Consider the following 13,540-nt stretch of genomic DNA (forward strand, 5'->3'; position numbering starts at 1 on the left):
TGGGGGTGGTTCCGCTTGGCGCGCGCTCACCATGCGGGACGACCCCCATCCCTCTCCCTTCCCCACAAGGGGGAAGGGAAGAGCCCATCTCGCGAAGGCTTGTGCCTGCCATCACGCCGCCTGCTCCGTCACGCCGGCCATCAGCAGCCCGAGATCGCGCTCGTCGGCCTCGCCCGCCAGCCGTTCGCCGGTAATGCGCCCGCCGCACATCGCGAGAATCCGGTCCGACAGTGCCATCACCTCCTCGAGCTCGACCGAGACGAGCAGGATCGCGACGCCGGCATCGCGCAGGGCGATCAGCCGGCGGTGGATGGCCTCGATCGCGCCGATATCGACGCCGCGCGTCGGCTGGCCGACGAGCAGCACCTTCGGCGCCCGCTCGATCTCGCGGGCGAGCACGATCTTCTGCTGGTTGCCGCCCGAGAATTTCGCCGTCTTCAGGTCCGGGTCCGGCGGGCGCACGTCATAGGCCGCGAAGGTCTCCCGCGCCCGCGCCTCGATCGTCGCCGGCGACAGGAAGGGGCCGGGGCCGAGCGCGGCATCGTCCTGATAGCCGAGGATCGCGTTCTCCGCGGCGGGAAAGGCGGTGACGAGACCGGTGCGCAGCCGGTCTTCGGGCACATGCATCAGGCCGAGCTTGCGCAGCCGCGCCGGATTGCGGTCGGCCGAGGTCAGGACCTGGCCGTTCAGCCGGATGACGCCGCGCGAGGGCTGGGCCAGGCCGGCCAGCACCTCGAGCAATTCGCTCTGGCCGTTGCCGGCGACGCCGGCGATGCCGACGATCTCGCCTTCATGCAGGGTCAGGTCTATTCCTGAGAGCAGCGCCACGCCGCGCGCATCGACCATGTCGAGCCCGACCGCCTCGAGCACCTTCGGCCCGCGCGGCCGCGCCTCCTTCTCGACGCGCAGCAGCACGCGCCGGCCGACCATCGCCTCGGCGATCTCCGGCGGCGAGGTCTCGGCCGTCGCGAGATGCGCAACCATCTCGCCGCGCCGCATCACCGAGACGCGGTCCGTGATCGCCATGATCTCGCGCAGCTTGTGGGTGATCAGGATGACGGTCTTGCCCTGCTCCCGCAGAGCCCGCAGCAGGGCAAAGAGCTGGTCGGCCTCCGGCGGCGTCAGCACGGCCGTGGGCTCGTCGAGGATCAGGATTTGCGCGCCGCGATAGAGCGCCTTGAGGATCTCGACGCGCTGCTGCAGCCCGACCGAGAGATCGCCGACGATGGCGTCCGGATCGATCGCCAGCCCGTATTCGTCGGAGAGCCGAGAAAGCTCCGCCCGTGCCCGCTTGACGCCGCCGCTGAGCCAGGCGCCGCCCTCGGCCCCGAGCACGACGTTCTCGACGACGCTCAGCGTCTCCACCAGCATGAAATGCTGGTGGACCATGCCGATGCCGAGCGCGATCGCGTCCGCCGGCGTGCGGATGCGGCAGGCCTGGCCGCCGACCGCGATCTCGCCTGCATCGGCCTCGTAGAAGCCGTACAGAATCGACATCAGCGTCGACTTGCCGGCTCCGTTCTCGCCGACGATGCCGTGGATCGAGCCGGACGCGACCGAAAGCGACACGTCGCGGTTGGCCTGCACCGGCCCGAACCGCTTCGAGATGCCGGTCAGCGCGATGGCGGGTGTGGTCATGGTGCGGTCGGCGCGACGCAACCCCCTCCCCACGGGGGGGAGGGGGAACGGTCGGGCCGCCTCACGCCGCGCACTTCGAGTCCGACATGTAGTCGTGGACCTTCACGGCGCCGCTGATGATGTCGGCGCGCGCCTTGTCGGCGGCGGCCTTCATCTCGGGCGTGATCAGCGCCTTGTTGGCGTCGTCCAGCGCCCAGCCGACGCCGTCCTCCTTCAGGCCGAGCACCGAAATGCCCGCCTTCCAGTTGCCGTCGCGGGCCGCCTTGAACGAGGAATAGGCGGCGACGTCGACGCGCTTGAGCATCGAGGTCAGCACCTTGCCGGGCTGCAGGCCGTTCTGGTTCGAATCGACGCCGATGCCGAGCTTGCCGGCGTCGGCCGCCGCGCGCAGCACGCCGATGCCGGTGCCGCCGGCAGCGTGGTAGATCACGTCGGCGCCGCGGTCGATCTGCGACTTGGCGAGTTCGCCGCCCTTGACCGGGTCGTTCCAGGCCGCCGGCGTGGAGCCGGTCATGTTCTGGAAGATCTCGGCGTCCTTCTTGGCCGCCTTGACGCCCTGGACATAGCCGCAGGCGAATTTCCGGATCAGCGGGATGTCCATGCCGCCAACGAAGCCGACCTTGCCGGTCTTGGACGCCATGCCGGCGAGCAGACCGACCAGATAGGAGCCCTCATGCTCCTTGAAGACCACCGACTGCACGTTCGGCAGGTCGACGACCATGTCGATGATGGTGAACTTCAGCGCCGGGAACTCGGCTGCGACCTTCTGCAGCGCGGTCGCCTGCGAGAAGCCCACCGCAATGATCGGCGAATGGCCGTCGCGGGCGAAGCGGCGCAGCGCCTGCTCGATCTGCGCGTCGTTGGTCGGCTCGAAGTCGCGGAACTCGACCCCGGTCTCGGTCTTGAACTTCTCCGCTCCCGCGAAGACGCCCTCGTTGAAGGATTTGTCGAACTTGCCGCCCTTGTCGTAGACAATGGCCGGCTTCACCGCGGTCTGCGCCATCGCGACGACGGCCGAGAGGGCGACGCCGGCCAGCGCCAGCGCGAGCGTTTTGAGATGCATACGAGGTCCCCTGTCGATGTCTGGGAGCGTTGGCCGCTCCATCTGGCCCTCACGATGGCATGGCTTTCGGGCGCGGCCAAGCGGGTCCCGCAGCTCGGATCGGGACTTGCGTCTTCAAAGGGTCGTCAGTGCGGCGGTTGCGATTGCCCCCGGCGCGGGATCGGCCTAACCCTGCGCCCATGAGCCTGAACGAGGACGAGGTCGAGCGCTATGCGCGCCATCTGGTGCTGCCGGAGATCGGCGGCCCCGGCCAGCAGAAGCTCAAGCGCGCCCGGGTCCTGGTCGTCGGTGCCGGCGGCCTCGGGGCGCCGCTGATCCAGTACCTCGCCGCGGCGGGTGTCGGCCATATCGGCATCGTCGACGACGATACCGTCTCGCTGTCGAACCTGCAGCGCCAGACAATCTACGGCACGGACGACATCGGCGCCCACAAGGCCGTGGCGGCGGCGGCTTTCGTCAAGCGGCTGAACCCGCATGTCGTGGTCGAGGAGCATGTCACGCGGCTGGACCCCCACAACGCCCGGGCGATGATCGCCTTCTACGACGTCGTCGCCGAGGGCTCGGACAATTTCGCGACGCGCTATGCCGTCTCCGATGCCTGTTTCCACGAGCGCAAGCCCGTCGTCATGGCGGCGCTCGGGCGCTTCGACGGTTCGTTGACGACGATCCGGGCGCATGAGGCCGGCCCCGACGGCCGGCCGAACCCGACCTGGCGCTGCCTCTTTCCGGACGTGCCGCCGCCGGGCACGGTCCCGACCTGCGCCGAGGCTGGCATCCTCGGCGCGCTGCCGGGCGTGATGGGTTCGCTGATGGCGCTGGAGGTGATCCGCGCCATCACCGGCTTCGGCGAGCCGCTGGTCGGCCGGCTGCTGCTGGTCGATGCCCTGACGATGCGCTTCGAGACGATGCGCTATGGCTGGGACGAGACCAACAGCCTGAACGGCATCGGCGCCGGATAAGCGGGTCCCGTCGTGGCGCGCCGGCCGCCTCAGCCGCGCGCGGCGACCTTGCTCTCGATCACGTCAAAGAGCTGCGCCGCGAGATCGGGCCCGCCGAGCTTCTTGATCGCCCGCACGCCGGTCGGGGCGGTGACGTTGATCTCGGTCAGCTTGCCATGGATCACGTCGATGCCGACGAGCAGCAGGCCGCGCTCGCGCAGCGAAGGGCCGATCGCCTCGCAGATTTCGAGTTCCTTCGCCGAGAGGTCGGTCGGCCGCGCCGCGCCGCCGCGCACCATGTTGGCGCGCAGGTCGCCGACCGCCGGCACGCGGTTGACCGCACCCGCCGCCTCGCCATTGATCAGGATGATGCGCTTGTCGCCCTCCGAGATCTCCTTGATGTAGGCCTGCACCACCCAGGGCTCGCGGAAGAGATTGGCGAAGAGATCGTAGAGCGAGCCGAAATTCGGGTCGACCTTGCTGGTCTTGAACACGGTCGCGCCGCCATGGCCGTAGAGCGGCTTCATCACGATCTCGCCGAACTCGTCGCGGAAGGCCTCGATCTCGGCCTTGTCGCGGGTGATCAGCGTCGGCGGCATCAGCTCGGGGAAATGCGTGACGAAGATCTTCTCCGGCGCATTGCGGACATGGAAGGGGTCGTTGACCACCAGCGTCTTCGGGTGGATGCGCTCGAGCATATGCGTGGTCGAGACATAGGCCATGTCGAAGGGCGGATCCTGCCGCAGCAGCACGACGTCGAGCGTCGAGAGATCGGTGCGGACCTCGGCGCCGGCCGTGAAATGGTCCCCCTCGACGTCGCGCACCGTGACCGGGCGGATCGGCGCCGTGACCTTGCCGTCGCGCATCGACAGCTTGTCGGGCGTGTAGGTGAACAGCGTATGCCCGCGCGCCTGCGCCTCGAGCATCAGCGCGAAGCCGGTGTCACCGGCGACCCGCAGGCGCTCGATCGGGTCCATCTGGATGGCGACGCTGAGGGTCATGATGTGCGCTCCGGTTCTGGAGCGACCTTATGTGGCGCCAGGGGGGCGTCCCGCAAGTGCGTGGCGTGCGGGGGCGCGCCGCGGCAGGCGGCTAGCGGCGGCAGATTCCGGTCCGCATGACCTGCGGCGCGAGATGCGCGGCGAAGGCGGCGTGGCCCTCGGCGCTGAAATGCTGCCCGTCCGCGAGGCGATAGGCTCCCGCGAGGCGGCCGAGCCCGTCGAGCGTGATCATGGTGATGCCACGTGCACCGAGCTGGCGCTCGATCTCCGCGACATTGGCCGCGGTGTCGCCGCCTTCCCCGCGCCGGCCGTCATTGCCGCCGGGCTGGAGAATGACGACGCGGGTGTCCTTGCCGACCGCCCGCGGCAGCCGGGCCAGCATGCCGCGGGTGGTGTCGCCGGCCACTCCCGCATTGGCGACGCTGACCGCGCAACCCTGCGACCGCAACACTGCCTGGAGTTGAGCCGGGTAGGCCTGCCCGGGCGGGACGCCATCGGGCGTGCTGCCACGACCGCGGCCGATGGTGTTGCTGGCGCCCAGCGCCACGATTTGTGCGGCCTGCAGCGGCCCGGTCAGGGCCGCGAGGCAGGCGACGACGAAGCAGGCACGCGAAAACGGCCTCATGGCGACCTCGTGCGAAGCGGTCAGCGAGTGTTACGCCTGCGGCTCGACGCGCGCAAACGCCGCGCGAGCGCCGAGCCCGCCGCTCACAGCCCCAGTTCGGCCACCGCCGGCACATGGCGCGGCCAGCGCCAGGGGGCGAGGAAGACCGCATCGGCGCGCAGGTGATGCTCCATCGCCCAGGGATTCAGCGCCAGCCATTGCCGGATTCGCAACTCGACGAGCCGGTGTTTCTCCGGCGTGATCGCGATCAGGGCCTCGTCCATCGCCCCGCGCGCCTTGACCTCGACGAAGGCGATGGTGCGGCCGCGCTTCATGACCAGGTCGATCTCGCCGCCCTTGCCGCCGAAGCGCCGCGCCAGCGGACGATAGCCCTTCAGGCCGAGCCAGAGGATCGCGAGCCACTCCGCGCGCCGCCCCGTGACGCCGGAGCGGCGGGCGCGGCGGCTGCGGGCCTCGCCCGTCACGGCGTCTCGCGCGTCAGCTCCAGCGCGCGCGCATAGACCTTGCGCCGCGGCTGGCCGGTCTCGGCCGCGACCTGCGCGACCGCTTCCTTCAGCGAGAGCTCGGCGAGCGCGATCCGCAGGCGCTCGCCGATTGCGTCGCCGGCAGCCGCTTCCGTCTCGGCGCCGGGCGGGCCGATCACGACGACGATCTCGCCGCGCGCCTCTTCCTCGCCCTCGTAATGGGCCGCCAGCGTCGACAGGGGCCCGCGCCGCACGGTCTCGTAGAACTTGGTCAGTTCGCGCGCGACGGCGCCGGGGCGCTCGCCGAGGACGGCCGCCGCATCTGACAGCATCTCGGCCAGCCTACGCGGCGATTCGAAGAAGACGAGCGTTCCGGGAATGGCGGCGAGTTCGGTCAGCCGTCCGCGCCGCGCCGCCGCCTTGGGCGGCAGGAAGCCCTCGAAGAAGAAGCGGTCCGTCGGCAGCCCCGCCAGCACCAGCGCGGCCAGCACGGCGGAGGGGCCGGGAATGCCGGTGACCGGCAGGCCCTCCGCGACGACCTCCGCCACCAGCTTGTAGCCGGGGTCGGAGACCAGCGGCGTCCCCGCATCGGAGATCAAAGCGAGCTTGCCGCCCTCGCGCAGCTTCCCGAGAATCTTGGGCCGCATCTGCTCGGCATTGTGCTCGTGATAGGGGTAGAGCGGCGTCGAGATGCCGTAATGCGCCAGCAGCGTCTTCGAGGTCCGCGTGTCCTCCGCGAGGACCGCATCCGCCGCCGCCAGCGTCGCCAGTGCGCGAAACGAGATGTCGCGCAGATTGCCGATCGGCGTCGCGACGATGTGCAGGCCGGGCGCCAGCGCTTCCGCCTCCGCCCTGATCCCGAAGGCGGTGTAGCTGGGGGCGCGCGGCGCGGCGGGGGCGGGGGCATGGGTCGGCGTCGACATGGCGGCGAACCTGCCACAGCCGTCGCCGCTGCGCCATCCGCGTGGGCGACGGGCTCCGTCGCCTGCGGCTGCAACTCAGAGTTAACAACTTGAAAATACCCTGCCGCACTGGCAGGAGATTCCCCACGGTCGGGGGACTGTAACGCCGGACGGGCCTGCACCGATCCGGCACGAGATCTGGAGATCGCCCGTGTCGCGTCATCCGCTCAGGGAACCGGTCAGCCGCCGCAGCCTGTCATCGCTGGCGGCGCTCGCCTGCCTGTCTCTGGCGGCCTGCAGTGGCGGGCCGAGCGGGCTGCCGGGCTTCGACACCGCCACGCCGCAGGCGCAGCCGGCGCAGAGCACGGGCCAGACGATCGGCACGGGCAAGGTCAAGGTCGGGCTGATCCTGCCACTGACTGCGGAGGGCCAGGGCGCCGTCGTCGGCAATTCCCTGCGAAACGCCGCCGAGATGGCGCTGTCCGAGTTTCCCAACGCCGATCTGACGCTGCTGGTGAAGGACGACCGCGGCACACCCGAGGGCGCCCAGGCGGCCGCACAGGAAGCGATCGCCGAGGGCGCCGAGCTCCTCATCGGGCCGCTCTTCGCGCCCTCCGTCCAGGCGGCCGGACAGGTCGCGCGCGCCGCCAACCGCCCGGTCATCGCCTTCTCCAGCGACACCAATGTCGCCGGCCGCGGGGTCTACCTGCTCTCGTTCCCGCCCGAGAACGACGTCAACCGCGTCATCGGTTACGCCTCGCAGCAGGGGCGCAAATCCTTCGCCGCCCTGGTGCCGGACACCGCCTATGGCAAGGTCGTCGAGGCCGCCTTCCAGCAGGCGGTCGCGGGGCGCGGCGGCCGCGTCGTCGTGATCGAACGCTTCTCGCCGGATTCGAACGCCATGGCCGCCGCCGCGAAGCGCCTGATACCGGCGCTGCAGCAGGCCGATGCGCTCTTCGTGCCCGCCGCCGCCGACACCATGCCGGCGCTCGGCCTCGCCCTGCAGCAGGCGGGCTACGACCCCGCCAAGGTGAAGCCGCTCGGCACCGGCGTCTGGAACGACGCCAATGTCGCGCGCGTACCGGCGATCCAGGGCGGCTGGTTCGCCTCGCCCGACACGGCCGGCTTCAACGCCTTCGCCGGCCGCTACCAGACGCGTTTCAACAGCGCGCCGACGCGCACGGCGACGCTCGCCTATGACGCGGTCTCGCTGGCGGCGGCGCTGGCGCGCACGCAGGGGTCGCAGCGCTTCTCGGAGTCGGTGCTGACCAACGCCTCGGGCTTCGCCGGCGCGGACGGCGTCTTCCGCTTCCGCCCCGACGGGCAGAATGACCGCGGGCTCGCCGTGCTCGAACTGCGCAACGGCCAGATCGTCACCATCAACGCCGCCCCGCGCGATCTCGGACCGCGCACGCAGTAGGGGCCGCTTTACGCCGCCAGATCCGCCACCACCGCGTCCAGCACCAGCGCGCCCTCGGGCGTGCAGGCGAGCGTGCCGCCAGGCTTGCGGACGAGCAGCCGGTCGAGCACGAGGCTGGTCACGCGCCGCTCGTTCAGCGCGCGGCCCGACAGCGCCTTGAACACGGCCGGATCGATGCCCTCGACCAGCCGCAGCCCCATCAGCAGATATTCGTCGCCCTGCGCCTCGGCGTTGAGCCGCTCGTTCTCGACCAGCGCCTGGCCCTCCGCCTCGACGCGCTCGAGCCAGGCCTCGGGCCGCTTCTCGGTCGAATGCGCCATCCGCCCCTCGTCGGTGACCAGCCGCCCATGGGCGCCGGGCCCGATGCCGGCATATTCGCCATAGCGCCAGTAGACGAGGTTGTGCCGGCATTCCGCGCCGGGACGGGCGTGGTTGGAGATCTCGTAGACAGGCAAGCCATGCTTGGCTGTGATCTCCTGCGTGATCTCGTAGAGCGCAGCCCCCGCCTCATGGTCCGGCACGGCGAGCTTGCCGGCCTTGAACAGGCGCTCGAACATCGTGTCGGGCTCGATGGTGAGCTGGTAGAGCGAGAGATGCTCCGCGGCATGGCTGATCGCCAGCTCCAGCTCCGCCCGCCACAGATCCGGCGTCTGGTGCGGCGAGCGGGCATAGATCAGGTCGAAGGAGTAGCGCTCGAAGTATTTCCGCGCGATCGCGACCGCATCGAGCGCCTCTTGCGTCGAATGCATCCGCCCGAGCGCCTTGAGATCGGCATCGTTCAGCGCCTGCACGCCGAGCGAAACCCGGTTGACGCCGGCGGCCCGGAAATCGGCGAAACGGCCGGCCTCGACGCTGGTCGGGTTGGCCTCCAGCGAGACCTCGCAATGCGGGTCGATCGCCCAGGCCTCGCCGATGGCGTCGAGGATGGCACCGACGGTGCGGCCTTCCATCAGCGAGGGCGTGCCGCCGCCGAAGAAGATCGAGGTGACGGTCCGGCCCGGCGCCAGCGCGGCCCGATGGGCGATCTCGCGCCGGAAGGCCGCGACATAGCGGGCCTGGTCGGGCGGCTGCAGCCGGACATGGCTGTTGAAGTCGCAATAGGGGCATTTGGCCAGGCAGAACGGCCAGTGCACATAGACGGCGAAGCCCGCAGCCGCTGTGGGATGCAGGATCGGGGAGGTCGGTGCGAGGGCGGCCGCGCCGCTCACGCCGGAGCCCTGAGGCAGGCGGCCGCCAGCAGCTTGAAGGCTTTGGCCCGATGCGACAGCGCGTCATCCACGCCACTCTTCACGGTGCTCGTCATCTCCGCGAAGGTCACGTCGTAGCCGTCCGGCTGAAAGATCGGGTTGTAGCCGAAGCCGCCGCTGCCGCGCGGGGCATCGACGATGCGGCCATGGACGCGCCCCTCGAACAGCTCCTCATGGCCATCCGGCCAGGCGATCACCAGCGCCGAGACGAAATGCGCCTTGCGCTGGTCCGGTGCCGTCGCACCGCGCTTGGCCATCTCGGCCAGCACGCGCGCCATCGCCGGCTTGAAGTCCTTGCCCGGCCCGGCCCAGTTCGCCGAGAACAGCCCCGGCGCGCCGTCCAGCGCATCGACGCAGAGCCCGGAATCGTCCGACAGCGCCGGCAGGCCAGACGCCTTCGCAGCCGCATGAGCCTTGATCGCGGCGTTCTCGGAGAACATGTAGCCGGTCTCGTCGGGCTCCGGCAGGCCGAGTTCCCCGGCCGAGACCAGCTCGATCCCGAACGGCGCCATCAGCTCGCGCATCTCGACGAGCTTGCCCTTGTTGTGGGTCGCGATCACGACCTTGCCGGTGAGGAGGCGGTGTTCAAGCATCGTTCGTTGTCCTCCGGACCCTCGCTGTCATCCCGGGCTTGACCCGGGATCCATGCCGGAACGCTTCCGGTGAGGGTTCAGGCATGGATCCCGGATCTCCGCTTCGCTGCGTCCGGGATGACGACAGGTTCACAAGCGAAACCAAAGGGCCGTTCAGGCCACCGCCGCCTTCTGCAGCGCCACCAGCTTGCTTACCCCGCCCTTGGCGAGCCGCATCAGCGCCATCAGCTCCTCCTCGGAGAAGGGCGCGCCCTCGGCCGTGCCCTGAACCTCGACCAGGCCGCCCGAGCCGGTGATGACGAAGTTCGCGTCGGTCTGCGCGCCGGAATCCTCGACATAATCGAGGTCGAGCACCGGGTTGCCGGCGACGATGCCGCAGGAAATCGCCGCGACATGGTCCTTCAGCGGGTTGGAGCCCTTCAGCATGGAGCGTGCTTCCATCCACTTCAGCGCGTCGTGCAGCGCCACCCAGGCGCCCGTGATCGAGGCCGTGCGCGTGCCGCCATCGGCCTGGAGCACGTCGCAATCGACGACGATCTGGCGCTCGCCGATCGCGGTCAGGTCGACCACGGCGCGAAGCGAACGCCCGACCAGCCGCTGGATCTCCTGCGTGCGGCCGGACGGCTTGCCGGAGGTGACCTCGCGGCGATTGCGCTCATGCGTGGCGCGCGGCAGCATGGCGTATTCCGCGGTGACCCAGCCCTTGCCGGTGCCGCGCAGCCAGGGCGGGCCCTTCTCCTCGACGGTGGCCGCGCAGAGCACCTTGGTCTCGCCGAAGGAGACCATGCAGGAGCCTTCCGCATAGCGCACGACGCCGCGTTCGAGCGTGACCTTGCGCATTTCGTCTGCGGCGCGTTTCGAGGGTCGCATGGCGATATCCTGATTGTTCGGGGTTGGCGGCTTGTAGGCGGTCGCCGCGGGTGCGGCAAGGCGGACAGGGGTCGCACGCGTTTTCGCTTGATCGGGCGCCGGTCCGGATCAACAATAAGCCCATGTCGAGAAAGCCGTTTCGCCGCAGATGAGCGCTCACACGCCGCGTCCCGACACAGCCAGCGGGTTGATCGAGACCGATCAGCGCTCGCGCGAGATCTTCCGCCAGATCGTCGATGGTTTCCTGACCACGGGCGAGCCGGTCGGCTCGCGCAACATCGCCCGCCTGCTGCCGATGGCGCTGTCGCCGGCGACGGTGCGCAACGTCATGACCGATCTCGAACTGGCGGGGCTGATCTACGCCCCCCACACCTCGGCCGGGCGCCTGCCGACCGAGCGGGGCCTGCGCTTCTTCGTCGACGCGATGATGGAGGTCGGCAATCTGACCTCCGACGAGCGCACCCGCATCGAGGCGCAGATGAAGGCCGCTGCCACCGGCCGCACGCTCGATGGCACGCTGACCGAGGCCTCGGCCCTGCTCTCGGGCCTCTCGCGCGGGGCGGGCGTCGTCGTCACGACCAAGGCCAATGCCCGGCTGAAGCATATCGAGTTCGTCCGGCTCGATCCGACACGCGCGCTCGTCGTGCTGGTCGCCGATGACGGCACGGTCGAGAACCGGCTCCTGAGCCTGCCGGCCGGTCTCCCGGCCTCCGCGCTGACGGAGGCCGCCAACTTCCTCAACGCCCGCATCCTCGGCAAGACGCTGGGCGAGTTGCGCGCCGAGATCGCCCAGCATCGCGAGCAGATGGAGCGCGAGCTCGACTCGCTGACCGCGAGGCTGGTCGAGAGCGGCATCGCCACCTCCTCGGGCCCGAGTTCCGACCGCCACCTCATCGTGCGCGGCCAGGCCAATCTGCTGGAGGATCTCAAGGCGCAGGAGGATCTCGAGCGCATCCGCCTGCTCTTCGGCGATCTCGAAACCCAGACCGACGTCATCGACCTGCTGGCGCGGGCGGAAGCCGGCGACGGCGTGCGCATCTTCATCGGCTCGGAGAACAAGCTGTTCTCGATGTCCGGCTCCTCGATGGTGGCGGCCCCCTTCCGCGACTCCGAGCAGCGCATCGTCGGCGTCGTCGGCATCATCGGCCCGACCCGGCTGAACTACGCCCGCATCGTGCCGATGGTGGACTACACGGCCAAGGTGGTCGGGCGGTTGCTGGACGGGGCGCGGTGAGGCCGATCCGCTCTTGGTGCGGGTTCGCCCTGGGGATCATGATGACGTGCAGTCCCGCCCTGGCCGCTGGCGCCGCCCTGATCGAGGCTGCCGCCGCCGGGCGTGTCGACGAGGTCACGCGCCTGATCCAAATCGGCGCTCCACTCGACGCCCAGGATGCACAGGGCCGGTCGGCCTTGCTGCGCGCGGTCGCCGGCGATCATGTCTCCGTCGCGAAGACCCTGCTCGATGCCGGCGCGAGCCCCAACACGCAGGCCGCCAACCGCGACACGCCCTGGCTGCTCGCAGGAGCCTTGGGCCGGGCCGAGATCATCGCCGCGATGCTGCCGCGCCGGCCAGACCTCTCGATCCGCAACCGCTATGGCGGCAATGCGCTGATTCCTGCCTGCGAGCGGGCCCATGTCGACGCGGTCAAGCTCCTGCTGACCAGCGGCATCGACCTCGATCACGTCAACGATCTCGGCTGGACCTGCCTGCTGGAGATCGTGATCCTGGGCGATGGCGGCGCGCGCCACCAGCAGGTCGCGCGGCTGGTTCTCGACGCCGGCGCCAATCCCAGCCTCGCCGACAAGGACGGCGTGACACCGCTGGCTCATGCCCGCCAGCGCGGCCAGCAGGCGATCGCGCGCCTGATCGAACAGGCCGGCGGCCGCTGAAACCGCGCGATTTGGCATCGCCGCCGGATCGCGCTACCTGTGCGCCAACGCGGCCTGGCCGCCATCCGACACGCGATCCCTAAGGCTTCCGCCATGACCGACACGCTGCCCGACCGCCTCTCCTCCAACCCCAACAGCCCGTTTTACAACGAGGAACTGCTGGCGCGGGACATCGGCATCCGCTTCAAGGGCGTCGAGAAGACCAATGTCGAGGAATACTGCGTCAGCGAGGGCTGGGTGCGCCTCACAGCCGGCAACGCCAAGGACCGCTTCGGCAACCCGATGACGGTGAAGCTCAAGGGCGAGGTCGAGCCGTATTTTCGCCAGCCCACCGAGGGCTGAACCGCCTCAGCGCAGATCCTTGTAGAAAAACGTCGAGCCGCAGTCGCTTCCATCCGGCATCAGCGCGTAGCGCGGGACCGTGCCGAGTTCGGTCCAGCCGAGCTTGCCGTAGAGCCGGCGGGCCGCACCGTGCTCGTCGGTGTCGAGCACGAGCAAGTCGCGCTTCGCCTGTCGCGCCGCCGTCTCCGCCGCCTGCATCAGGGCTGCGCCGAGACCGCGCCTGCGTGCACTGGAATGCACCAGAACCTTGGCGATTTCGGCGCGATGCGGCTGGTTTGGCTTGCCGATGAGCTGCAATTGCGCCGTGCCGAGCACGTCTGCGCCCTGGCGTGCGGCGAACAGGATCGTGCGTCCCGCCGCCACATCGGCCGCGACGCCCGTCCAGAACGCGACGTAATCGGACGGCCCGTTCCAGTGCATGAAGCCGACCGAGGCCCCGCTCTCGACCGCATCAGCGAGGATCTCCGCCAGAGCCGGAATCGCGGCTCGTGCGGCCTCCGCATCGAGCGGCTCGACCGTGATCGCATCGTCCTGTGTCATGGGCTTT

General features: G+C 69.9%; 15 protein-coding genes. 5 read left to right on the forward strand and 10 right to left on the reverse strand.

From position 1 onward, the window contains the following. Positions 1 to 111: 111 nt before the first annotated feature. Together BSY19_RS06405 and BSY19_RS06410 are read right to left on the reverse strand one after the other, a co-directional pair. Positions 112 to 1,638, reverse strand: coding sequence for an ABC transporter ATP-binding protein (locus BSY19_RS06405; protein WP_069053420.1), 1,527 nt, complete (start codon positions 1,636 to 1,638; stop codon positions 112 to 114). 61 nt (positions 1,639 to 1,699) lie between these two features. After that, the gene (locus BSY19_RS06410; protein ID WP_069053421.1) at positions 1,700 to 2,701 is read right to left on the reverse strand and encodes a BMP family lipoprotein; all 1,002 of its coding nucleotides are present in this window, start codon (positions 2,699 to 2,701) and stop codon (positions 1,700 to 1,702) included. 179 nt (positions 2,702 to 2,880) lie between these two features. Here BSY19_RS06410 and BSY19_RS06415 point away from each other — a divergent pair, with 179 nt between their 5' ends. After that, positions 2,881 to 3,660, forward strand: a complete 780-nt coding sequence (locus tag BSY19_RS06415; RefSeq protein WP_069053422.1) for a HesA/MoeB/ThiF family protein — start codon at positions 2,881 to 2,883, stop codon at positions 3,658 to 3,660. A gap of 29 nt (positions 3,661 to 3,689) precedes the next feature. Here BSY19_RS06415 and gshB read toward each other — a convergent pair whose 3' ends face one another. The 4 genes from gshB to rsmI form a co-directional block, all read right to left on the reverse strand. After that, positions 3,690 to 4,640, reverse strand: coding sequence for a glutathione synthase (gene gshB / locus BSY19_RS06420; protein WP_069053423.1), 951 nt, complete (start codon positions 4,638 to 4,640; stop codon positions 3,690 to 3,692). 91 nt (positions 4,641 to 4,731) lie between these two features. Then, positions 4,732 to 5,265, reverse strand: a complete 534-nt coding sequence (locus tag BSY19_RS06425) for a GDSL-type esterase/lipase family protein (RefSeq protein ID WP_069053424.1) — start codon at positions 5,263 to 5,265, stop codon at positions 4,732 to 4,734. 83 nt (positions 5,266 to 5,348) lie between these two features. After that, positions 5,349 to 5,729 carry a YraN family protein gene (locus tag BSY19_RS06430; protein WP_069053425.1) on the reverse strand — a complete coding sequence of 127 codons (381 nt, stop codon included), beginning with the start codon at positions 5,727 to 5,729 and terminating at the stop codon, positions 5,349 to 5,351. Beyond that, positions 5,726 to 6,652, reverse strand: coding sequence for a 16S rRNA (cytidine(1402)-2'-O)-methyltransferase (gene rsmI / locus BSY19_RS06435; RefSeq protein ID WP_069053426.1), 927 nt, complete (start codon positions 6,650 to 6,652; stop codon positions 5,726 to 5,728). Before rsmI ends, BSY19_RS06430 begins: the two co-directional genes overlap by 4 nt. Positions 6,653 to 6,842: 190 nt before the next feature. On the opposite strand from rsmI, the gene BSY19_RS06440 reads away from it, so the two are divergent. Then, positions 6,843 to 8,051, forward strand: coding sequence for a penicillin-binding protein activator (locus tag BSY19_RS06440; protein WP_069053427.1), 1,209 nt, complete (start codon positions 6,843 to 6,845; stop codon positions 8,049 to 8,051). Positions 8,052 to 8,059: 8 nt separating this feature from the next. On the opposite strand, the gene hemW is transcribed toward BSY19_RS06440, so the two are convergent. The 3 genes from hemW to rph form a co-directional block, all read right to left on the reverse strand. Next, a complete protein-coding gene (gene hemW, locus BSY19_RS06445; RefSeq protein ID WP_069053428.1) occupies positions 8,060 to 9,259 on the reverse strand; it encodes a radical SAM family heme chaperone HemW in 1,200 nt (399 codons plus the stop codon). After that, the gene (rdgB, locus tag BSY19_RS06450) at positions 9,256 to 9,891 is read right to left on the reverse strand and encodes an RdgB/HAM1 family non-canonical purine NTP pyrophosphatase (RefSeq protein ID WP_069053429.1); all 636 of its coding nucleotides are present in this window, start codon (positions 9,889 to 9,891) and stop codon (positions 9,256 to 9,258) included. The genes hemW and rdgB overlap by 4 nt, the downstream gene beginning before the upstream one ends. Positions 9,892 to 10,044: 153 nt before the next feature. Next, positions 10,045 to 10,761 carry a ribonuclease PH gene (gene rph, locus BSY19_RS06455; RefSeq protein ID WP_066716240.1) on the reverse strand — a complete coding sequence of 239 codons (717 nt, stop codon included), beginning with the start codon at positions 10,759 to 10,761 and terminating at the stop codon, positions 10,045 to 10,047. A gap of 148 nt (positions 10,762 to 10,909) precedes the next feature. Here rph and hrcA point away from each other — a divergent pair, with 148 nt between their 5' ends. The 3 genes from hrcA (at position 10,910) to BSY19_RS06470 (ending at position 12,993) form a co-directional block, all read left to right on the forward strand. Then, positions 10,910 to 11,995, forward strand: a complete 1,086-nt coding sequence (hrcA, locus tag BSY19_RS06460) for a heat-inducible transcriptional repressor HrcA (RefSeq protein WP_069053430.1) — start codon at positions 10,910 to 10,912, stop codon at positions 11,993 to 11,995. Between the two features lie 38 nt (positions 11,996 to 12,033). Then, positions 12,034 to 12,651, forward strand: coding sequence for an ankyrin repeat domain-containing protein (locus BSY19_RS06465; RefSeq protein ID WP_069053431.1), 618 nt, complete (start codon positions 12,034 to 12,036; stop codon positions 12,649 to 12,651). 93 nt (positions 12,652 to 12,744) lie between these two features. Continuing rightward, positions 12,745 to 12,993: a DUF3297 family protein gene (locus BSY19_RS06470; protein WP_069053432.1), complete on the forward strand. Its 249-nt coding sequence runs from the start codon at positions 12,745 to 12,747 to the stop codon at positions 12,991 to 12,993. A gap of 6 nt (positions 12,994 to 12,999) precedes the next feature. On the opposite strand, the gene BSY19_RS06475 is transcribed toward BSY19_RS06470, so the two are convergent. Continuing rightward, positions 13,000 to 13,533, reverse strand: coding sequence for a GNAT family N-acetyltransferase (locus BSY19_RS06475; protein WP_069053433.1), 534 nt, complete (start codon positions 13,531 to 13,533; stop codon positions 13,000 to 13,002). Between the last annotated feature and the right edge of the window lie 7 nt (positions 13,534 to 13,540).

Origin of the sequence: Bosea sp. RAC05 (assembly GCF_001713455.1) — a bacterium.
Lineage (GTDB): Bacteria > Pseudomonadota > Alphaproteobacteria > Rhizobiales > Beijerinckiaceae > Allobosea.

Bases quoted from the DNA above. Each gene is read 5' to 3' on its own strand.
- BSY19_RS06405 (WP_069053420.1), bottom strand. From the start codon at position 1,638: ATGACCACACCCGCCATCGCGCTGACCGGCATCTCGAAGCGGTTCGGG.
- BSY19_RS06410 (WP_069053421.1), bottom strand. From the start codon at position 2,701: ATGCATCTCAAAACGCTCGCGCTGGCGCTGGCCGGCGTCGCCCTCTCG.
- BSY19_RS06415 (WP_069053422.1), top strand. From the start codon at position 2,881: ATGAGCCTGAACGAGGACGAGGTCGAGCGCTATGCGCGCCATCTGGTG.
- gshB (WP_069053423.1), bottom strand. From the start codon at position 4,640: ATGACCCTCAGCGTCGCCATCCAGATGGACCCGATCGAGCGCCTGCGG.
- BSY19_RS06425 (WP_069053424.1), bottom strand. From the start codon at position 5,265: ATGAGGCCGTTTTCGCGTGCCTGCTTCGTCGTCGCCTGCCTCGCGGCC.
- rsmI (WP_069053426.1), bottom strand. From the start codon at position 6,652: ATGTCGACGCCGACCCATGCCCCCGCCCCCGCCGCGCCGCGCGCCCCC.
- rdgB (WP_069053429.1), bottom strand. From the start codon at position 9,891: ATGCTTGAACACCGCCTCCTCACCGGCAAGGTCGTGATCGCGACCCAC.
- rph (WP_066716240.1), bottom strand. From the start codon at position 10,761: ATGCGACCCTCGAAACGCGCCGCAGACGAAATGCGCAAGGTCACGCTC.
- hrcA (WP_069053430.1), top strand. From the start codon at position 10,910: ATGAGCGCTCACACGCCGCGTCCCGACACAGCCAGCGGGTTGATCGAG.
- BSY19_RS06465 (WP_069053431.1), top strand. From the start codon at position 12,034: ATGATGACGTGCAGTCCCGCCCTGGCCGCTGGCGCCGCCCTGATCGAG.
- BSY19_RS06470 (WP_069053432.1), top strand. From the start codon at position 12,745: ATGACCGACACGCTGCCCGACCGCCTCTCCTCCAACCCCAACAGCCCG.
- BSY19_RS06475 (WP_069053433.1), bottom strand. From the start codon at position 13,533: ATGACACAGGACGATGCGATCACGGTCGAGCCGCTCGATGCGGAGGCC.